The organism is Bacillus pacificus, assembly GCF_020861345.1.
GTDB lineage: Bacteria > Bacillota > Bacilli > Bacillales > Bacillaceae_G > Bacillus_A > Bacillus_A pacificus.
Genome location: NZ_CP086328.1, coordinates 1602971 through 1624393, shown reverse-complemented (window position 1 = coordinate 1624393; position 21423 = coordinate 1602971). Strand labels below are relative to the sequence as shown.

At 34.7% G+C, this 21423-nt stretch carries 23 protein-coding genes and 2 pseudogenes; 6 read left to right on the top strand and 19 right to left on the bottom strand.

What is annotated here, in order from left to right; translation table 11 throughout:
- Positions 1–306: 306 nt before the first annotated feature.
- Both LMD38_RS08525 and gabP read right to left on the bottom strand, forming a co-directional pair.
- Positions 307–645 carry a hypothetical protein gene (locus LMD38_RS08525; protein WP_116733334.1) on the bottom strand — a complete coding sequence of 113 codons (339 nt, stop codon included), beginning with the start codon at positions 643–645 and terminating at the stop codon, positions 307–309.
- Between the two features lie 133 nt (positions 646–778).
- On the bottom strand, positions 779–2173 hold the full coding sequence (gene gabP / locus LMD38_RS08520; protein WP_016718271.1) for a GABA permease: 1395 nt from the start codon (positions 2171–2173) through the stop codon (positions 779–781).
- Between the two features lie 373 nt (positions 2174–2546).
- On the opposite strand from gabP, the gene LMD38_RS08515 reads away from it, so the two are divergent.
- A complete protein-coding gene (locus LMD38_RS08515) occupies positions 2547–3629 on the top strand; it encodes a chitinase (protein WP_062822114.1) in 1083 nt (360 codons plus the stop codon).
- A 112-nt stretch (positions 3630–3741) separates the two neighbouring features.
- Here LMD38_RS08515 and LMD38_RS08510 read toward each other — a convergent pair whose 3' ends face one another.
- Positions 3742–4635 carry a metallophosphoesterase gene (locus LMD38_RS08510; RefSeq protein ID WP_061183104.1) on the bottom strand — a complete coding sequence of 298 codons (894 nt, stop codon included), beginning with the start codon at positions 4633–4635 and terminating at the stop codon, positions 3742–3744.
- A gap of 195 nt (positions 4636–4830) precedes the next feature.
- On the opposite strand from LMD38_RS08510, the gene LMD38_RS08505 reads away from it, so the two are divergent.
- The gene (locus tag LMD38_RS08505; RefSeq protein WP_000110523.1) at positions 4831–5646 is read left to right on the top strand and encodes a formate/nitrite transporter family protein; all 816 of its coding nucleotides are present in this window, start codon (positions 4831–4833) and stop codon (positions 5644–5646) included.
- A 142-nt stretch (positions 5647–5788) separates the two neighbouring features.
- Entirely contained in the window at positions 5789–6061 is a 273-nt protein-coding gene (locus tag LMD38_RS08500) for an HU family DNA-binding protein (RefSeq protein WP_001043904.1), read from the top strand.
- A gap of 19 nt (positions 6062–6080) precedes the next feature.
- Here the strand turns inward: LMD38_RS08500 and LMD38_RS08495 are convergent.
- The 15 genes and pseudogenes from LMD38_RS08495 to LMD38_RS08425 form a co-directional block, all read right to left on the bottom strand.
- Positions 6081–6173 (bottom strand): annotated as a pseudogene (locus tag LMD38_RS08495) (GNAT family N-acetyltransferase); the annotation flags it as partial.
- Positions 6169–8586, bottom strand: a complete 2418-nt coding sequence (locus LMD38_RS08490) for a heavy metal translocating P-type ATPase (RefSeq protein ID WP_062822115.1) — start codon at positions 8584–8586, stop codon at positions 6169–6171. The pseudogene LMD38_RS08495 and the gene LMD38_RS08490, both read right to left, overlap by 5 nt.
- 95 nt (positions 8587–8681) lie before the next feature.
- Complete coding sequence (copZ, locus tag LMD38_RS08485; RefSeq protein WP_061183106.1) at positions 8682–8888, bottom strand: copper chaperone CopZ; 207 nt, start codon at positions 8886–8888, stop codon at positions 8682–8684.
- Positions 8889–9090: 202 nt separating this feature from the next.
- The gene (locus LMD38_RS08480) at positions 9091–9393 is read right to left on the bottom strand and encodes a metal-sensing transcriptional repressor (RefSeq protein ID WP_000509876.1); all 303 of its coding nucleotides are present in this window, start codon (positions 9391–9393) and stop codon (positions 9091–9093) included.
- A 290-nt stretch (positions 9394–9683) separates the two neighbouring features.
- On the bottom strand, positions 9684–9911 hold the full coding sequence (locus LMD38_RS08475) for a hypothetical protein (RefSeq protein WP_000849103.1): 228 nt from the start codon (positions 9909–9911) through the stop codon (positions 9684–9686).
- A gap of 259 nt (positions 9912–10170) precedes the next feature.
- On the bottom strand, positions 10171–11118 hold the full coding sequence (locus LMD38_RS08470; protein WP_062822116.1) for a cation diffusion facilitator family transporter: 948 nt from the start codon (positions 11116–11118) through the stop codon (positions 10171–10173).
- Between the two features lie 99 nt (positions 11119–11217).
- Positions 11218–11451 carry a ferredoxin gene (locus LMD38_RS08465; protein ID WP_061183108.1) on the bottom strand — a complete coding sequence of 78 codons (234 nt, stop codon included), beginning with the start codon at positions 11449–11451 and terminating at the stop codon, positions 11218–11220.
- A gap of 60 nt (positions 11452–11511) precedes the next feature.
- Positions 11512–12234, bottom strand: coding sequence for a 2,3-diphosphoglycerate-dependent phosphoglycerate mutase (gpmA, locus tag LMD38_RS08460; RefSeq protein ID WP_000240143.1), 723 nt, complete (start codon positions 12232–12234; stop codon positions 11512–11514).
- 66 nt (positions 12235–12300) lie between these two features.
- Positions 12301–12675 carry an ArsR/SmtB family transcription factor gene (locus LMD38_RS08455; RefSeq protein ID WP_000656811.1) on the bottom strand — a complete coding sequence of 125 codons (375 nt, stop codon included), beginning with the start codon at positions 12673–12675 and terminating at the stop codon, positions 12301–12303.
- A 198-nt stretch (positions 12676–12873) separates the two neighbouring features.
- Positions 12874–13692 (bottom strand): alpha/beta hydrolase, encoded by an 819-nt coding sequence (locus tag LMD38_RS08450; RefSeq protein WP_061183109.1) that lies wholly within the window; start codon positions 13690–13692, stop codon positions 12874–12876.
- Between the two features lie 15 nt (positions 13693–13707).
- Positions 13708–14529 carry an ABC transporter ATP-binding protein gene (locus LMD38_RS08445; protein ID WP_062822118.1) on the bottom strand — a complete coding sequence of 274 codons (822 nt, stop codon included), beginning with the start codon at positions 14527–14529 and terminating at the stop codon, positions 13708–13710.
- Positions 14530–14543: 14 nt separating this feature from the next.
- Entirely contained in the window at positions 14544–15566 is a 1023-nt protein-coding gene (locus tag LMD38_RS08440) for a FecCD family ABC transporter permease (protein WP_061183110.1), read from the bottom strand.
- Entirely contained in the window at positions 15559–16566 is a 1008-nt protein-coding gene (locus LMD38_RS08435) for a FecCD family ABC transporter permease (protein WP_001173062.1), read from the bottom strand. The genes LMD38_RS08440 and LMD38_RS08435 overlap by 8 nt, the downstream gene beginning before the upstream one ends.
- 27 nt (positions 16567–16593) lie before the next feature.
- Positions 16594–17559: an iron-hydroxamate ABC transporter substrate-binding protein gene (locus LMD38_RS08430; RefSeq protein ID WP_001035516.1), complete on the bottom strand. Its 966-nt coding sequence runs from the start codon at positions 17557–17559 to the stop codon at positions 16594–16596.
- Positions 17560–17856: 297 nt separating this feature from the next.
- Positions 17857–17994: pseudogene (locus LMD38_RS08425) on the bottom strand (exodeoxyribonuclease III); the annotation flags it as partial.
- 77 nt (positions 17995–18071) lie between these two features.
- On the opposite strand from LMD38_RS08425, the gene LMD38_RS08420 reads away from it, so the two are divergent.
- The 3 genes from LMD38_RS08420 to LMD38_RS08410 are packed head-to-tail and all read left to right on the top strand — an operon-like array spanning position 18072 to position 20087.
- Positions 18072–18668 (top strand): bifunctional transcriptional activator/DNA repair enzyme AdaA, encoded by a 597-nt coding sequence (locus tag LMD38_RS08420; RefSeq protein ID WP_000282156.1) that lies wholly within the window; start codon positions 18072–18074, stop codon positions 18666–18668.
- Complete coding sequence (locus LMD38_RS08415) at positions 18649–19179, top strand: methylated-DNA--[protein]-cysteine S-methyltransferase (RefSeq protein ID WP_001089810.1); 531 nt, start codon at positions 18649–18651, stop codon at positions 19177–19179. The genes LMD38_RS08420 and LMD38_RS08415 overlap by 20 nt, the downstream gene beginning before the upstream one ends.
- Complete coding sequence (locus tag LMD38_RS08410) at positions 19176–20087, top strand: DNA-3-methyladenine glycosylase family protein (RefSeq protein ID WP_062822120.1); 912 nt, start codon at positions 19176–19178, stop codon at positions 20085–20087. Before LMD38_RS08415 ends, LMD38_RS08410 begins: the two co-directional genes overlap by 4 nt.
- 37 nt (positions 20088–20124) lie before the next feature.
- On the opposite strand, the gene pepT is transcribed toward LMD38_RS08410, so the two are convergent.
- Positions 20125–21357, bottom strand: a complete 1233-nt coding sequence (gene pepT / locus LMD38_RS08405; RefSeq protein WP_062822121.1) for a peptidase T — start codon at positions 21355–21357, stop codon at positions 20125–20127.
- Positions 21358–21423 lie beyond the last annotated feature (66 nt).

Genomic DNA, 21423 nt, shown 5'->3' with positions numbered 1-21423 from the left:
CTCTTCCTTCAAATATGTATACGTAACCTCACTATTTTAACATACTATTCACAGTGTAAATGTGACAATAGTTTGACACAGCAAGACAAAACAAAGAAAAAAACCCTTCTTAATAAAACTTCTTAAGAAGGATTTTATCGCTTTATTATTCAAATAGCAATGCGATTAGTTTTTGTTAAAAAATGTATCGCTATATGCTTGAAAAATTTCAGACACTTGGTATCCCATTAAAGAAATTGCTGTTAATGAAAAGAAACCAATCATAAGAAATCGAAACCACATATAAATCTCCTCCTTGTATTTAGCTTAAAAAACATTCGCTATATTACAAGTTGAGTGGCACTCTTCATCGTCACTTTCCTTTTTCTTTACAATTGCTGTAATAAATCGAATCATAAAGAAAATAACAAAAGGAAATTGTTCGTAATTCACATTGGCATAGTTTAGCAACGGCTCGCGTTGCATATCGAACGGGGATGAGAAGGAATAGAACATACCTTGCTCTTCCATATATACAATTACTATTTTCATACAAAATACGATTCCTAGAAACGAAACAATATCTTGCCATTCTGTCGTATATAGCAGGTTATACAGCTCTAATACGTAATCTTCCATCGTCATCCCCCCTTCCTTTTTTACCATTCTGCTCGCCTTCGTATAAAAAGTCAAGAAAAAAGTTTATATTCACTATGACAATAGTAATTACTCATTTCTATGATTATATATGATTCTTTTATAGCAATGATTGGGTGTAAATCTCTTCGAAAACAAGAAATTAGAATCGAACAGATTCCTCATTCTTACTTGTAGTATTCGATACTGTACTATTTTTATTTCTATTAAAAATAAAATAAGAAAGTATTATAAGAACAGTAACAAGCATCGTCAAAAGTGCTTGTGAACGTAAAGATTCAATTGCAAGCATCGCAACTAAAACTGCTATAATAGCGGCAATTGTAACATACGTTACATACGGGAAAAACCACATTTTCACTTTCAAATTTTGTTGTTCTACTTTCCCCATTTTTTTACGGATCTTTAAATGCGAAACAGCTATAACGAGATAAACGAGCAACGCAATCCCGCCAGATGCATTCACTAAAAATAAAAAGACTTTATCTGGAGATATATAACTAAAAACAACTCCAATATAAGCGAAGAACGTTCCGAATAAAACTGCCCGAACTGGAACACCACTATTGTTCAATTTCAAAAACGCCTTTGGAGCATCTCCTCTTTCTGCCATCGAAAAAAGCATTCTTGAGTTCGTATATAAACCAGAATTTAAACAAGAAAGTACAGCTGTTAAAACGATAAAATTCATAATTTGTGCTGCCGCTGGTATCCCTATATGTTCCAGTACCGCTACAAACGGACTTTTTAGTATGTTCGCTGAATTCCATGGAAGAAGTGTAACAACTACAGCAATCGATCCAATGAAAAATACGAGAATACGCCAAATTACACTATTTGTTGCTGTTTTTACTGCTTTTACAGGTTCAGCAGATTCTCCAGCAGCTACTGCAACAATCTCAGATCCCATAAATGAAAATATAACGACAGTAATTCCAAGTAGCACCGAACTTATACCGTTTGGCATAAATCCTCCTTGTCCTACTAAATTCGAAGTGCCAGGTGCTTCCGTTCCTGGTACAAATCCTAAAATAACAGCTAGTCCAAGACAAAGGAACAAAACGATACTTATTACTTTAATAAAAGAAAACCAATATTCAAACTCTCCAAATGATTTCACCGAAAAAACATTCGTCAATGTTAATAAAATCGTTAATATTAGGCTTAATAACCAAAGTGGAATTTCTGGAATCCAGTATTGAATAATACCAGCACCTGCTGTGGCTTCTATTGCAATAACAATTACCCAGAAAAACCAATATAGCCACCCAATTGTATAACCGGCCCATGGACCAATTGCTTCTCTTGCATATGTTGCAAATGACCCACTTGTCGGGTTAATAGCTGCCATTTCTCCAAGCATTCTCATAACGAAAATAACTAGAAGTCCTGCTAATGCATATGAAATGATAGAACCTGGTCCGGCTGAATGTACAACCGCCCCACTTCCAACAAACAAACCAGCTCCTATTACGCCACCAATTGAAATCATTGTAATATGGCGTATTTTGAGGTCTTTCTTAAGATTTTTTTCCAACTCTTGTACATCCCCTTTCAAACGTAATTTTGAAATTTGCCCCGCATTACCGGGCAGTAAGACCCCCACCTCAAAATTCAGGGGAAGCAAAGAAGTTAGGTGGGAATCTACTCCCCGTAAATGCCCGATTGGTTCAACTTTATGTAAGAGTATTATGTGAAAAACCTTGGCCTACACTTTAAAATATATCAAAATATTCTGAATTTAACAATTATAATGCAAGCTCCTATAAAAATTATTTCATTAAGTTTAACAATTTCCCATATACAATTGTTGAGAAAATTATAGTTACCTTACAAAAGAATGAATTTTCAGATATTATCAAATAAACAAGATTATACATCTAGACAACTTTTTGTATAGGAGTGTTGATATGTTAAACAAGTTCAAATTCATTTGTTGTACGTTAGTAATTTTTTTACTGTTACCACTATCCCCCTTTCAAGCACAAGCAGCAAACAATTTAGGATCAAAACTACTCGTTGGATACTGGCATAACTTTGATAACGGTACTGGCATTATTAAATTAAGAGACGTTTCACCAAAATGGGATGTAATCAATGTATCTTTTGGGGAAACTGGTGGTGATCGTTCTACTGTTGAATTTTCTCCTGTGTATGGTACAGATGCAGAATTCAAATCAGATATTTCTTATTTAAAAAGTAAAGGAAAGAAAGTAGTTCTTTCAATAGGTGGACAAAATGGGGTCGTTTTACTTCCTGACAATGCTGCTAAGCAACGTTTCATTAATTCCATACAATCTCTAATCGATAAATACGGTTTTAATGGAATAGATATTGACCTTGAATCAGGCATTTACTTAAACGGTAATGACACTAATTTCAAAAACCCAACTACTCCTCAAATCGTAAATCTTATTTCGGCTATTCGAACAATCTCAGATCATTACGGTCCCGACTTTCTATTAAGCATGGCTCCTGAAACAGCTTATGTTCAAGGCGGTTATAGCGCATACGGAAGCATCTGGGGCGCATATTTACCGATTATTTACGGAGTGAAAGATAAACTAACATACATTCACGTTCAACACTACAACGCTGGCAGTGGCATTGGAATGGACGGTAATAACTACAATCAAGGTACTGCAGACTACGAGGTCGCTATGGCAGATATGCTCTTACATGGTTTTCCTGTAGGTGGTAATGCAAATAACATGTTCCCAGCTCTTCGTTCGGATCAAGTCATGATTGGACTTCCTGCAGCACCAGCGGCCGCTCCAAGTGGTGGGTATATTTCTCCAACTGAAATGAAAAAAGCTTTAGATTATATCATTAAGGGAATTCCTTTCGGAGGAAAGTATAAACTTTCAAATGAGAGTGGCTATCCTGCATTCCGCGGCCTAATGTCTTGGTCTATTAATTGGGATGCAAAAAACAACTTTGAATTCTCTAATAACTATAGAACATATTTTGATGCGATTTCCTTGCAAAAATAATAAAAAACAACAATAGGTTTTATATGACCTATTGTTGTTTTTTATTTACCATCAATTAACATCGCTCGTTCATCAAAATCAAATTAAGAATGATGATGTGGAATTGAATACATTAGTTACTATTTTGCTTCAATACAAATACTGAAAGTTCAGGTACACTCAAAAATCTAACAGGCATTCGAGTTGTCCCAATCCCACGATTTACGTATAAATGTAATGGCTTATTCTTTCCTTCTAATTCATACATACCTTCAACATGACTCTCAGCTAGTTTTGTCGTAATGAATGGACCGATAAAAGGGATTTGAACTTGTCCTCCGTGACTATGGCCTGACATTTGAAAATCAACTGGGTAACGTACTATTTTGTCTACAACATCCGGCTCATGTACTAATAACATATTGAAATCTTGTTGCCTTACATGTTTTAAAGTCGAGTCTATTTGCGGCTTACCTAATAAAAAATCATCCAAACCTGATATTGTAATATATTTGCCGTTTTCCGCTTTAATTTTCTGCACTTCATTGACTAACACAGCGAAACCAGCTTCCTCCATATATTTTTTATAAAATAAACTACCTCCGCCGCCCCTATCATGATTCCCAAACACTGCATATTTCCCTAAGGGCGCATGTATTTTTTGTAAAATCCCTTTCGCTTCTTCTCTTTCGGCTTTGTACGATCCAAACTTATCTATTAAATCCCCTGTGAAAACTACTACATCTGGACTTAATGCATTCATCTTCTCCACCAAATTTTCTAATTGTTTCAGTGTGAATTCTGGTCCTAAATGTACATCTGAGAACTGTAATATTTTTTTATTATGAAACTCTTTAGGAATTGTAGAAGCTTCTATTTCATTCCACGTAACTGTTACTAGTTTTCGTTCTATTTCTGTCGCATAGAAATACAAACTTATAGAAATCATTACTACACTTACGAAACTGATTATAGATATCTTGACGATTGATTTTTTTTGTTCTTCTTTTACGTGATACGTATTCATGTTCTCACCTCTAGAAGTACTTTAAAACCTTATTGTTACATTCATGTGACAACACGAACAATGTTAGTTATATTCAATTCCAGCCCTGCTCACTTTGACAAATTTATACAGAAGTCATAACATGTTTTTATAATACATAGATTCTTAAAAATGTTCCATTTATTCTTTTATCATTTTATTAAGGAGAGATTATTCATGTCTGTATTTACACCAGAAGAAATCACGGAACTTGCTGCTAATTCCGGAAGAAAAAAAGCTCATTTATCATTACTCCCTATGCTAATTCTCGGTTTTTTTGGCGGTGCTTTCATAGCATTAGGGTATTTACTCGATATTCATGTTATTGGAACAATGCCAAAAGCTTGGGGATCATTTACTAGTTTTCTAGGTGCCGCTGTATTCCCTATCGGTCTTATACTCGTTATTCTTGCAGGCGGTGAGTTAGTAACTGGCAATATGATGACCGTTTCAATGGCGTGGCTTCATAAAAAAATCGACTTATTTCACTTCATTCGAAATTTAGTTATTGTTACGTTTAGCAACTTCATAGGTGCTGTATTCGTTGCTTATTTTTTCGGTCATGTCGTCGGATTAACAGAGGGAGCTTTTTTAGCAAAAACAGTTTCTATTGCGCAAGCTAAACTACAAGATACACCACTACAAGCCTTCATTTCTGCCATCGGATGTAATTGGCTCGTTTGTTTAGCTGTTTGGCTTAGTATGGGAAGTAAAGAATTTATCGGAAAGATTATCGGCATTTGGTTCCCAGTTATGACTTTTGTTGCAATTGGATTTCAACACGTTGTAGCCAATATGTTTGTCATCCCAGCTGCAATTTTTGCTGGTCATTTAACATGGATTGAATATTTTCCAAACTTCATTTTTGTTTTCTTCGGAAACTTAGTGGGAGGTATGTTATTTGTGGCATTACCTTATTTCATATCTTATAATAAGAAACTACCTTCCAATAAAGAGCAAACCGAATTAAAGAAAAAATCTGTATCCGCTTAAATGAACCGTCTATATAGACGTATCTAAAAAATATTACAAATTTCATTTTTTTTACGAATATATGTGCGTACACTTGTTCTCGAATGTTTTATACGTTATAATAACAACTTAAATAGCATTATTTACATATGAGGTGAAAAACATGAACAAAACAGAATTAATTAAAAACGTAGCACAAAATGCTGAGATTTCTCAAAAAGAAGCTACTGTAGTTGTACAAACTGTAGTAGAATCAATCACTAACACTCTAGCTGCTGGTGAAAAAGTACAACTTATCGGATTCGGTACATTCGAAGTTCGCGAAAGAGCTGCTCGTACAGGCCGTAACCCACAAACTGGTGAAGAAATGCAAATCGCAGCTTCTAAAGTACCTGCTTTCAAAGCTGGTAAAGAACTAAAAGAAGCTGTAAAATAATGAAAAATAGCCTTCTCGTTTACGAGAGGGCTATTTTTTTCATTACATAATTAATAAAAATCTGACCATTATGCTGTTTCTTTTGTTCCTTTATGCACATAAAGCCTTTATTTTAACTTCACTCTTTGCAATCGTAATGCATTTAATACGACCGATACAGAACTAAATGCCATCGCTGCTCCTGCAACCCAAGGCGCTAAGAAGCCAAGCGCTGCAATCGGGATTCCTAAGCCATTATAAGCTAGTGCCCAGAATAAGTTTTGCTTAATATTTCTTATCGTCACCTTACTCATAAAGATTGCATCAGCAATACTATTTAAATCACCACGGATTAACGTAATATCTGCCGCTTCCATCGCTACATCCGTTCCTGTTCCAATCGCCATACCGATATCCGCCGTTGCAAGTGCTGGAGCATCATTTATTCCATCTCCAACCATTGCTACTTTTTTACCTTGCGCTTGAAGTTGTTTCACTTCTTCTGCTTTTCCTTCTGGTAATACTTCTGCAATTACGTGATCAATACCTACTTGCTTAGCGATTGCCTGAGCAGTTTGTGTATTATCTCCTGTAATCATAACAACGTCTAGACCCATTTTCTTAAGTCTTGCGATAGCTGCTTTTGACGTATCTTTTACAGTATCTGCAACGGCAACTATACCAGCATATTCTTTATTGATCGCAATAAGCATTGCTGTTTTTCCTTCTCGTTCTAACTCTTCCATTGATTTAGAAACTTCTTCAATATCAATATTGAATTTCTTCATTAATCGGCGTGTACCAATTAATAATTGTTTTCCTTCTACGACTGATTCAATACCAAATCCAGGAATCGCTTCAAATGTTTCTGAACTTGGAATATCAATTTTCTTTTCTTTAATTCCATCTACAATCGCTTCTGCAAGTGGGTGTTCAGAATTCTTTTCTGCCGCACCTACTAAACGTAGTATTTCTTCTTCATGGAATCCATCTGCTACAATTACATCTGTTAACACAGGCTTCCCGTTTGTCACAGTACCTGTTTTATCTAGAATAACTGTATCTAATCGATGCGTTGCTTCTAAATGCTCTCCGCCCTTAAATAAAATACCATACTCAGCTGATCTTCCTGATCCAGCCATAATAGATGTAGGCGTTGCAAGACCTAATGCACATGGACAAGCGATAACAAGTACTGCTATCATTTTCTCAAGTGCTCCGCCAAAATCACCTGGTGTAACAAAGATCATCCACACTGCAAATGTAATAATCGCGATTCCAACTACAACTGGTACAAAAATACCAGAAATTTGATCAGCTACCCTTTGAATAGGAGCTTTTGAACCTTGTGCCTCTTCTACTACTTTAATAATTTGAGCTAATGCAGTATCTCTTCCTACCTTAGTTGCTTTCACTTTTAAAAATCCATTTTTATTCATTGTAGAACCGATTACTACATCCCCAATTGTTTTATCAACTGGAATACTTTCACCTGTTAACATCGATTCATCTATTGCTGACTTTCCTTCTACAATCTCACCATCTACTGGAATTTTTTCACCAGGCTTTACATAAACGATATCACCAGCTACTACTTCTTCGATTAAAATTTTCATTTCTGTTCCATCTCGCACAACTGTAGCTGTCTTTGCTTGTAAACCCATCAACTTTTTAATTGCCTCTGATGAACGTCCCTTTGCTTTCGCTTCAAATAATTTACCTAAAATAATTAGTGTAATAAGTACCGCGCTCGTTTCAAAATATAAATCTGTCATATGCTCCGAAGAACCGATAGATTGAATGCTTAAATATACACTATAGAAATAGGCAGCCGACGTTCCAAGTGCCACAAGAACATCCATGTTAGCACTTTTATTACGTAACGCTTTATAAGCTCCAACATAAAACTGTCCACCAATGATAAATTGAACTGGCGTTGCAAGAGCCATCTGCACCCAAGGGTTCATAAGCATATCAGGTAAATAAATAAACGATGTAAATGAGAAGTGACTTACCATTGCCCACAGTAACGGGAATGATAAAATAAACGAAACGATAAACTTCTTCTTTTGTCGCTCAATTTCTTGTAAGCGATGATCAGTTGATCCATCTTGCTCATCTGATTTCAATTCCAATTTATATCCTAATTTCGTAATTGCACTCTTCATTTCATTTACATTAATTTCATCAGGATTAAAATCTACTGTAGCCGATTCCAAAGCGAAATTTACTGTCGCTTCGTTCACGCCTTCTAACTTATTTAAACGCTTTTCTACTCTATTCGCACATGCTGCGCATGTCATTCCTGAAACAGTAAATTCAGCTTTATCACTTACAATTCCATATCCTAACGATTCAACTTTTTCCTTAAATTGTTGCGGATTTGTTTTTTGGGGATCATACATTATTTTTGTTTTTTCAAGTGCAAAATTTACATTTGCATCATGAACACCTTCTACTTTTTTTAGGCCTTTTTCAATTCTATTTGCACATGCGGCACATGTCATTCCTGATATTTGAAGATTGGCCTCTTTTTGTTCATTCATGTCTCTCACCTCTATATACCCTTATGAGGTATAATTATTAGCAAAATAAATCGTACTTTATAGAAAGTACGATTTATTTCCATATCTAAAAATAATTATTGAACATCGTATCCTTGATCTTCAATTACAGCAATGATATCTTTTAATGTTACAACTGACGAGTCGATAGTAACTTCAACAGTTCCTTCTGCTAATTGAACTTTTACTTGATCAACGCCATCTAGTTCTTTCACACTACTTTCAATAGCATTTACACAATGTCCACAAGACATACCTTCAACTTGTAATGTTAACTGTTCCATTTAAAATCCTCCTCTTGTTTCTTTATTGTTTGTTAATCACAATTACATATTACCATACCCCCCTAAGGTAATCAATAGTTTTGTATCATGATTTTTCAATTATTTTCTAAAAGTTTATTTTACATACACTTTTTCACATCAATACCCCGAAACCTTATATGAAAGTAAACAAAAAACAAGCCAGTTACGTACTAGCTTGTTTTTACGCTTTTGAAAAACGTTCAAATACTGTCATTAATTCTTCAATTGCTTCGTCACCATTACCATCTTTAATTGCACCTGAAACACAATGACTTGTATGGTTTTTTAATACACCCATTCCTACTTTTTTCATTGCTGCATTAATCGCTGAAATTTGCACTAAAATATCCACGCAATACCGATCGTTTTCAATCATATTTTGAATACCCCGAACTTGCCCTTCAATTCTCTTTAATCTATTTATAATTTGCTCTTTTTCTTTTTCTGATCTATGTGTTACTGCTTCATGCTCTTTATGCCCCATATTATCACCTTCTTAAAGTTTCTCTTCATCCAATAAAACAATTACTTTTACGAGTATACCAATTATAGCATTAAATATCTATGCATGATACCCCATATGAGTATATTTCCACTTTATGATTATTTTTAATACATTGTTAGCTTCTCAGTCTCAATTTTCATTATACCCTTTCCTTTTTTCAAAAAACAATAATAAGCGGGGATTTTCCATCCCCGCTTATTATTCATTCCCAAATATAAAAGCCTCAATCTTCACACATGTAAATTGAGACTTTTTCTTCCTATATATAATTATTGCTGATCACATACTTTTGTATCATTCACTACTGAAGTTCCTTCAACGGTTACCGTATGAAAACAGTCATTTACACGAACAGTCACAACGTTATCTTGCCGATCAATAATATGATATTCATTAAAATTTTTATTCAGAGCACTGCGAATTTGTTCTCCTTCATAAATTGGAATGCCATGTGATAAAACCCAAATAAGCCCAGCAATAGCAAGAATAGTTTTCATACGATCTACCTCCTTGAGAATATAGTGAACTTTTCATCCGTGCTTTTTCAGCTCTACGAATCATAATTGGAATGAACCAAGCCTTTTCGGAAATAAGTTCATTTCGTCTATTTTATGTTTATGCTAATTGTGAACGAATTGTGACAACTTTTTGTCTCTTTAGACGAAAAATTGAAACAAAACTTTCAAAAAGGACAATTCTACTTACGCAAACAAAAGGCTATGGAGAATTTCCCCATAGCCTTTTGCTTACATTTAATTAGACGATCATTTCATTATGTTTAATAGTAAGTGTTTCAATTTGAATGGTAGCATGTTCAATATGAAACTCTTGTTTTAACGTATCAATAATATTTTGAAGTACTTCTTGATCATCCTGTTTTTTATCAATCATTACATGGACGCTTAATGCATCTAATCCAGATGTAATTGTCCAAATATGAAGATCATGTAAATCACGTACACCTTTTACTCCTTTAATCGCTTGTTTTACTTTCTCTAGTTCAATTGCAACGGGTGTACCCTCCATAAGTATATGAATGGAATGTTTTGTTACTCCCCACGCGCTCTTTAAAATTAATAAAGCAACAACTACTGAAATAATTGGATCTGCAATATACCATGAGAATAATGACATAAGTACACCAGCTACTAACGCTCCCACTGATCCTAAAGCATCTCCAAGAACATGTAAATACGCGCTACGTAAATTCACATTATTTTTCACATCACCTTGTCTCATAAGTGCCCAGGCACTAATTAAATTTGCTAGTAAACCAATTGATGCGATTAACATCATTGGACCACTTGCAACAGTTGGTGGTTCAAAAAAACGACCAACTGCTTCCCATACGATAAGCCCCGCTACAACAAATAACGTAACTCCATTAATTAATGCTGCTAAAATCTCAAAACGATAATATCCATACGTTTTTTTAGAAGTAACTGTTCTAGCTGCCAATCCAATAGCAATTAAACTTAATAATAATGAACTTGTATCACTTAACATATGGCCTGAATCAGATAATAAGGCCAAACTATTTGTGACTAGTCCCCCGAAAAATTCAAGGAACATAATAGTTGCTGTAATTACTAAAGCTGTAATTAATCCTTTTCTATTTCCTTTCCTGCTTTCCTCAAAATGATGATGTCCATGTGAATGCCCATGAGCATGTCCATGATGTTGGTGACCGTGATGATGTCCCATATAAATGCCTCCTTTTAATTTTGTCTTTCATAATTCCTCTATTAAATTTTTACTTTCTTTATAAAGTGAAACTTCAATTAGTGGGGGTCTTACTGCCCATTAAAGTGGGATAAATGGCTCTTTTTTGACCTGAATTGAACTTGTTGGGCAGCCGTCACTTGCCGCCAACATTGCTTGCAAGAAAATTTTTGGTATACCCACTATTCCTTGATTGTTATCTAATACACCAAATGATTTCCCCCTTCCGTCTAATTGATATATATCAGGTGCTATAGAAGTACATAATCCACATGACTTACAATTCTTTTTATTTACGACCGTATAATGTAACACTATTAATCACCCCCATTGTTAATATACAATACATAGGTAGGGTATTATAAATCGTTTATTTCACACCTGTTTTTCTTCTAAAGTTTCTATTTCCCTATTTAAATAATAATGGCCTATCGGTTTTAAATCGTTATCCAATTCATAAACTAATGGTGTTCCTGTTGGAATGTTTACATTTTCTATATCTTTATCTGAAATTTGATCTAAATGTTTTACTAAAGCACGTATTGTATTTCCATGGGCTGCAATAATTACTTGTTTACCAGCTTTTACGTTAGGAGCTATCTCTTCATTCCAATATGAAACAACTCGTTTCTCTGTATCTTCTAGGTCTTCTGTAAGAGGGAACTCATAATCTTTTATATCTCTATATTTCGGATGTGCTGCTTCATATCTTTCATCATCTTTTGTAAGTGCTGGTGGGCGTACATTTGTTGAACGTCTCCATAAGGTTACTTGTTCATCGCCATATTTTCTTGCTGTCTCTTCCTTATTTAACCCTTGAAGTGCACCGTAATGTCGCTCATTTAATTTCCATGTTTTATAAACAGGTATCCACATCAAATCCATTTCTTCGAGAGTAATCCATAAAGTACGCATCGCTCTTCTCAAAACAGATGTATATGCGATATCAAATGAGAAACCACTAGCTTTCAGCATTACTCCGGCTTCTCTTGCTTCTTCCAAACCTTTACTAGATAAATCAACATCCGTCCAACCTGTAAACCGATTTTCAACATTCCATTCACTTTGTCCATGTCGTATTAAAACTAACTTTACCATACTTATTATCCCCTCTCCCTTGAAAGTTGCATTTTCATAAAGAAGTATCTTTATGAAAATGCATTGTTACATATTTAGTTCTTTTTTGCTTATTTCACTACTATGACTAAACGCTAATTCAATTAATCCATTTACGTGGGAGTCATCTAATGAATAAAAAACAAGTTTCCCCTCTTTACGCTTTTTCGCTAATCCTATCGTTTGTAATAGTCTTAAGTGGTGTGATGCTGTTGCAATACTACTATGAATAATACTTGCGACATCGCGTACGCAAAGTTCCTTTTCTGTATACAACGCATAAGCAATTTTTAAACGTGTTTCATCTGCAAGTGCCTTAAACATTTTTGCTACACTACTTATATTTTCTTTCTCTAGCATATCACTTGCATGTTTTACTTTTTGCTCATCATGATAACAAAGTTCACAATGTTCTTCCTTCATATGTAACACCTCTTGTTCAAATATATATTTGATTATGTATGTAGTATACCTTATAAACGAGAAACATTCAAATATTCATTTGAATGTTTCTCGTTTATATTAAATTACTCGCTTTCTCACTAGCTTTTTAATTGATGGATACGTTGCTTTTAAACAATAATGAAAAAAAGGTAAGCAATCGCTTACCTTTTCCCTCTTCTATATGTGACTAACAAACCTCAATCCTTTACTTAAAGAAGTCGGCACAACAGACGCGTGATTCTCCCCTTCAGCTTCATAAAACGTAAATCTAAACTGATCGTGTTTCACTTGGAAAAGGCGCTCTGATAATTCCTTTGCCCCTACAACCATATGCTCTCGTTCTAGTGAACCCACTGTAAGAAATACTCCTGTTTTAACCTTTGCATTGTTTAATTCACTTATAAGATTCTCTTCTTTTTCAAGCACAGATTGGTTATTCCACCAAATCGACGGGCTACTTATAAAATAATTTTGAAAAGCATTTAGATTTGTAAATAATATATGTAAAGCAAATAGACCACCTAAAGAATGCCCAAATAGTGTTTGCTTTCCTTTATCAATTTCAAAATTCTTTTCAATTTGCGGCTTTAATTCTTCTTCAATAAAAGTAAAAAAATGATGTGCTCCTCCTGTTTTAGGCCACGGTTTACCGTCTGGCTTTAAAGGTGCATCATTTGAAATTACGCTAGGCGTAAAATCATAGCATCTTTCTTCACCTGAAAATGCCCCTTCAATCGGATAACCAATACCTACTATAATGGCTGGTAAAACACCTGTTTTTTCTGCTCTAACTGATTGTATTTTAACAGCTTCATGGAATGTTTGAAAAAAGGCATTGCCGTCTAATACGTATATAACAGGATACCCTGACTCGGGTGCTGGCTGCCTCGGCTTTGAAATATAAATTTGATACTCGTTACCTTCTAATTTTGAATACATGTTCCACTGTTCTGTATTAGATGTTTTAATCTGCTGTTTTTCAATAGCAGTATTCACCCTATATCCCCCCTTTTAACTTGTTACATATATTTCTACTTTTTCTTCTTGAGATACAACGCTATCATAACCGAAGCAAACAGGAGCCCCGTTATACGGATCGATCATGACACGCGCATCAATATGAAATACTTCTTTTAATACTTCATTTGTAATAATCTCTTCTGGACTACCAGTTGTAATAATTTCCCCTTCCTTCATTGCAATAATTTCATCTGAAAACCTTGCTGCATGGTTAATATCATGTAGTACCATAACGACCGTACAATTATGTTCTTTATTTAACTTCTCCACAATTTGTAATACATCTAATTGATGAGACATATCAAGATATGTAGTTGGTTCATCTAGTAGCAACACTTCTGTCTCTTGTGCTAAAGCCATTGCTAGCCATACCTTTTGTCGTTGACCACCTGATAAATTTGCAATTTGTCTCGTTCGAAATGCAGAAGTTTTCGTTATATCTAATGCCCAGTCAATCATTTCTTTATCTTTTGAAGTTAACTTATTTACATTATTTCGATGTGGATAACGTCCATAAGAAATTAATTCTTCTACTTTAAGCTCTCCTGGCGCAATTGGAGTTTGCGGAAGTAAAGCTAACTGCTTCGCAATTTCTTTCGTTGGAATTGTATTTAGATCTTGCCCTTGCAAATATACTTTACCACTCTTTTGCTTTAAAATTCTTCCCATTGTTTTTAACAATGTTGATTTACCGCACCCGTTTGGCCCTATAATTGTCGTTACTTTTCCTTCTTGTATTTCCACATTTAAATCGCGAAACACTGTAAGCTTTTCATAACTCGTTTCTAAATTTTTTGCACTTAAAATACTCACTTTTATTCCTCCTCTTACGCTTTCGCCTTATAAAGTAAATATAAGAAATACGGTACACCGACAATAGAAATAACGATTCCAACTGGTAACTCTACAGGTGTGAAAACTGTTTTTGCAATAAAGTCTGAAGCAATTACAAGAAACATTCCGATTACTCCGCACGTAGGAATGATATGCTTATGCTGAATACCGACAAGTCTTTTCGCTATATGTGGTGCCATTAGTCCAATGAAACCGATACTTCCTGAAACTGCAACACAAGCGCTCACAAGTCCGATACTACTTAATAGTAAAATAGATTTCTCTCTTTCTACTGAAACCCCTAAACTTGTAATACTCGTTTCTTCCAACTGAAATAAATCTAATAAATAAGCTTTCTTTTGTATGAGAGGAATTAATATGATAAGCCACGGCAACATGGCAATAATGTACTTCCAGTTTGCACTATATATACTTCCGGACACCCATACTGCAGCCATTTCAAAATCAGTTGATTTCATTTTGAGTGATAAATACATAGAAAATGCCCCGAATCCTGATCCAATTGCAATCCCTGTTAATAAAAGTCGCTGCGAATCTAACTTACCGTTTTTCCAAGAAAACAGATAAATGATGATAGCTGCACCTAATCCACCTACTAAACCAAACATTGGCATCATCATAATAGAAACCCAGTCTGTGCTTTTTAATTGTCCTTGGAAGAAAAACATAAAAATGACGATTGCTGTTCCTGCTCCGGCATTAACTCCTAAAATACCTGGGTCTGCCAATCCATTTCTCGTAATCCCTTGAATAACAGCACCTGCAACACCGAGACCTAATCCTACTAATCCAGCAATTATGATGCGCGGGAGACGGAACTCAAAAATAACTAAATCATGGTCTGGTACTGGATCTATTCTAAAGAGTGTTTTAAATACATCTGTAATCGTAATATCAAACGTACCATTCGTTAAACTAATATAAATAGCACATAGTATTAAAAATATAAGTATCCCCATCGTCATTCCGAAACGTTGATTTGAGCTTTTAAGCATGTCTCTCTCCTCCTCTTGTCCGGATTAAATACAGGAAGAAAGGAATTCCAATTAAAGATGTTACGACTCCAATCGGCGTTTCAAATGGATAATTTACAAATCTACTTAAAACGTCACATAACGCTAGAAAAACGCCGCCAATAACGCCTGCACATGGTAAAATCCACTTATAATCTACTCCAATTATAAAGCGAGTAATGTGCGGAATAATTAAACCTACAAAACCTACTTTCCCCACTAAAGCAACTGCTGTTCCTGTTAAAAAGATTACTGATAAAATAGCCATTGCTTTAACTAGTTTTGTACGCTGCCCTAGGTTAATAGAAACTTCTTCTCCTAAAGAAAGAATCGTAATAGATTTTGATATTAACAGTGCTAAAACTATTCCAATTACCCCAAAAGGTATTGTGATTTTAATTATATTAGGATCAACTTGATCTAACTTTGCATTAAACCAAAAACTAACATTTTGAGAAATTTGGAAATATGAAGCCATCGCGGCCGATACACTACTTAAAAATGTTCCAATAACCGTTCCGATAATTGCCAACCTAACTGGCGATAAGCCATTTTGAAGGAGTGAACCAAAACCAAATACGATACCGGCTCCTAATGCAGAACCAATCATTGAACATACAACCATACCAATCGATGACATTCCTGGAAGAAAAATCATACAAAGTGTAATAACAAAAGCTGCCCCATCCGTCACACCCATAATAGAAGGGGATGCAAGATAGTTTCTTGTCATCCCCTGCATAAGTGCTCCTGATATGGCTAGAAATGCTCCAACTAAAAGAGCTGCAACTACCCTTGGTAAACGTGAAGTAATAATGATATTATGATTTACATCACTTGAATCAAAATGAAATAACGCGTTCCACACCGTTTCAGCATCAATACTTTTCGCCCCATACAAAATAGAAAGTATAACTGTAAATAAGATGAGTATGGGTGCTATACATAATATGGTTACTGGTACTGCATTTGTTTTCTGCATATCATTCAACGCACCTTACTTAAAATATTATTTAGATAAATTTTTCACTGCTTCTTTTAAGAATGCTGTTTTACTCCAAGCAGTACCACCTTGTGCCATTGGATCCACAACGTTTACAAATACTTTCTTTTCTTTCGCAGCATTCATACTTTGCCAAATTGGATTACTTTCAATTTCTTCTAGCACTTTCGGGTTTTTATTTTCAGTTGTTTCATATTGTAAGAAAATATAATCCGGGTTAAGTTCAGCAAGTTTTTCAAATGAAATCTTCTCTTGTGCTTTTACAGTTTTTAATTGTTCTGGAGCAGTTAGCCCAAGATCTTTATAAATTACAGGGTTGAAGTATACTCCTTCTGGATATAGGAATAATTCGTTTGCCCTTAGTCTAATAACAAGTACTTTTTTGTCTTTTAACTTATCTCCTAGTTTTGCTTTTGCTTTTTCAGCGTCCGCATTGTAATCTTTAATAATTTTTTCCGCTTTATCTTTTTTGCCAGTTAATTCTCCCATTAACTTTAAGTTATCTTCCCAATTTGTTGAAACATGTGATACCGGGAATGTAGGAGCTACTTTCGTAAATTTTTCAGCTGTTTCTGCTGGGAATTTCGTACTTGATGTAATAACATCTGGCTTTAATTGAAGTAATGTTTCGAAATTTGGTTCCATTTTCTCACCAACAGATTTTGCACCCTCTAAATCTTTCTCAAGATACTTCGGTAATTTACCACCAACAGTAATTGCACCTACTGGCTTAATACCAAGTACCGCCGCATCTTCCATTGACTCTAAACTAGCTGTCGCAATTTTATCTACTTTTGCTGGCACTGTATATTCTTTACCTAAATATGTAATTTTTCGTTTTTCGTCTTTTTTCGTCTCACTAGCCTTTGTCTGTTGTGTTTTTTCTCCTGAAGTTTTATCTGCACTATTACATGCTACTAGCCCTACGCTTAAAACTGTAACCATCCCTAATGTAAATAACTTCTTATTCATCTTTATACATCTCCTCTCGAATTTTCAAAACTATATTCTCAATAAAATTTAACTATATGAAACTTGTCTTACATATATTTCATTAGATTAATAATTCTATCCAGAACTCATTCGCGTTCACTTCCCCTAAGCTATAATTCTTTTATACCTCATCCATTGATAATTATTTTCATTGATAATGATTATCGTTACTAAGTATATATTTAATACGCAATTATTTCAAGAAAGATTTGAAAAATTTTAACAAAATGAATAAAAAAGAAGTATCCGCCTAATGTTAGGGGGATACTTCTTTTTTTAGAAATTTATATGTAATTCAACTGGGCCATGGTCTGATTCCATTACTTCACTATTAATTTTCGCCTCTGTTATTTTGTCTTTCATTCTTTCGGAAACAACAAAATAATCTAAACGCCATCCAATATTTTCACCTTTGTAATCTTGCTCTTACATTTGTGAATACATACATACGCACTTTATTCAGGTTATACTAATTTCAGAGGTGATGTTCTTTGTACAATGAAGGAGTTACGTTAACAAATGAGCATTGGCAAGCGATTATTCATAATGATTCTTCCTATGATAGCAAGTTCTTTTATGCTGTGAAATCAACCGGAATCTTTTGCAGGCCATCATGCAAATCAAGAATACCGAATAAAAACAATGTACGAATTTTTCATCATGCAGAGCAAGCGTTAAGTGAAAATTTTCGCCCGTGCAAACGTTGTAAACCAAATGGGCTCACTTTACCTAATGAAGAGTGGGTAGAACAAATTAAAAAGTATATCGAAAAACACTTTGATGAATTATTAACTCTCGACATACTTGCGGAAATGTGCCATGGTAGCTCATTTCATTTACAACGCACTTTCAAAAAAACGACAGGAATAAGTCCTATAGAATATATACAACAGTTCAGAATTGTTAAAGCGGCAGAACAACTATTACAAACAAATCAATCCATTAAAGAAATTAGTAATGCTGTTGGGATAGAAAACCCAGAATATTTCGCAACTTTATTCAAAAAGAAAACAGGATTTACGCCTACTGCATATCGAAAAAAGAATGAAATGAAAGAGGGTTACAATAATGAATTCCTACAAAAATGATTATATATATTGGACGCTACTTACACATGAAAATTGGCAATTTCATATTGCTGCAACTGAAAATGGACTATGTTTCATTGGATCACAAGATGAGACCTTTGAAGAATTAAATATATGGGCTAGAAAAAAGCTTCCCCAACATATATTGATCCATAGTCCAGATTACTTACAAGTATATACAAAAGAAATTATCGAGTATTTAGAAAACAAGCGAGAAACTTTTGCATTTCCTATCGATGCTTACGGAACTGAATTTCAATTATCTGTTTGGAATACAGTACGTGAAATTCCTTATGGGAAAACATATTCTTACACAGAAATTGCCGAAAGAATTCAAAAATCTAAAGCGGTGCGTGCCGTTGCTACTGCTATTGCAGCTAACCCACTTCTTATTACGATTCCTTGCCATCGTGTTATTGGAAAGAATGGGAAACTAACTGGCTTTAGAGGGGGATTAGAAATGAAGAAAGAATTGCTTACATTAGAAAAGTCGCAGGTAGAATTCTTATGACAGCAGAATATAGTAACGCATTAACTTTAGCAGTGCCAACAGAATTTAGTTTCCAAGAAAATTTACGCTATCTATCACGTTCTAACAATGAATGTATGTTTCACATTGAAGACAACAAAATTTATAAAGTTATCTCTGTTCACGATATAAATCCTTTAGTTGCAATTAGTATGAATACAGATGGGCATATTCAAATACGTTTTTTAGAAGAATTATATACATCTGAAGAATCGATACACGAAGCTGTAGCTAACTATGTGAAGGATTGGTTTGATTTAACTACTGATTTAGCTCCCTTTTATACATTGGCTAAACATGATGTACTCCTTCAAAGACCAATTGAACAATATTATGGACTTCGTACTTTAGGTATTCCAGACTTATTTGAAGCACTTTCCTGGGGAATTATCGGTCAGCAAATTAACCTCACATATGCTTATACGCTAAAAAGAAGATTAGTCGAACACTTTGGAAATTATGTAGAATGGAACGATAGAAAACATTGGATATTCCCTTCTCCTGAAACGATTGCCAATTTACATGTAGAGGATCTCAAAAACTTAAAAATGACGACTAGAAAATGTGAATATTTAATCGGTATTGCAAAGCTTATTACAGAAGGAAAACTATCAAAAGAATCTTTACTGCAAATACAAGATGTGAAACAAGCTGAAAAACAATTAACCGCTATACATGGTATAGGACCGTGGACTGCCAACTATGTTTTAATGCGCTGTTTACGCTTTCCTTCTGCCTTTCCAATTGACGATGTTGGCTTGCACAATGCAATTAAATATATAACAGGTTCCGAAAGTAAACCGACTAAACAGGAAATAAAAGATTTTGCGGCAAATTGGATGAACTGGGAGTCTTACGCAACTTTTTATTTGTGGCGAGTATTATACTAAAAAACCAAGTAGCACATCTGCACTACTTGGTTCTTTTTTAAGCTTGTTCTTCAAATCGTCTTGCAATCTCTACAATAACTTGAACAGCTTTTTCCATAACATCTACCGAAACATACTCGAATTTACCGTGATAGTTTTCACCACCTGTGAAAATATTCGGCGTTGGTAATCCCATATATGATAACTGTGATCCATCTGTCCCGCCGCGAATCGGATGAATGTTTGGTTCAATATTTAAACTTTTCATTGCCTCATATGCAATATCAACAATTTCTCTCACTGGTTCAATCTTTTCAAGCATGTTATAGTATTGATCATTCATTTCTAAAACGACTGCATCTTGTCCATACTTCTCTTGCATTTGCTTCACAATATTTTCAACGTTATGTTTACGCGCTTCAAAATTTTCACGATCAAAATCTCGAATAATATAATACGCTTTACTTTGCTCAACATCACCATTTAAAGAAAGTAAATGATAGAATCCTTCATAGCCCTCAGTATATTCCGGCGCCTCTTCTACTGGTAAATACCCATTAAACTCCATAGCAAGTTTAGTTGCGTTACGCATTTTATTTTTCGCTGTTCCAGGATGTGTATTCGTTCCGTTAAACGTTAACTTAGCACCTGCAGCATTAAAGCTTTCATATTCTAAACCACCTAATGGACCTCCATCCATCGTATAAGCGAATGATGCACCAAACGCTTCTACATCAAAATGTGCTGGGCCACGGCCAATTTCTTCATCCGGCGTAAATGCAACTCTTATTTTTCCATGCTTAATTTGTGGATTATGTACTAAATAGTTCATTGCAACCATAATTTCTGTCAAACCAGCTTTATCATCTGCTCCAAGAAGTGTCGTACCATCCGTTGTAATAATCGTATGACCTTTATAAGATGGTAACTCTGGGAATTGCTCTGGTGTTAACACAACATTTAGCTCTTCATTTAACGTAATTGCGTTCCCGTCAAAGTTTTCATGAATTTGTGGTTTTACATTTTTCCCTGTAAAATCTGTCGCCGTATCTAAATGTGCTAAAAAGCCAATTACAGGAACATCCTTATCCGTATTAGCAGGAAGTGTTGCCATTACATAACCGTTATCATTCATCGTCACTTCTGTTAACCCAATTTCTTTTAGCTCTTCCACTAATAACTTACCAAATTCAATTTGTCCAGGTGTTGTTGGCACTGTATGACTTTCTTCATTTGATTGCGTATCAATTTTTACATATCTCGTAAATCTTTCAATAAGTTCTTGTTTCAAACTCGTTCACTCCCTTTTATATTTCTTTCTCTATTATAATCCTTGAGACGAAATATTTTAACTTTT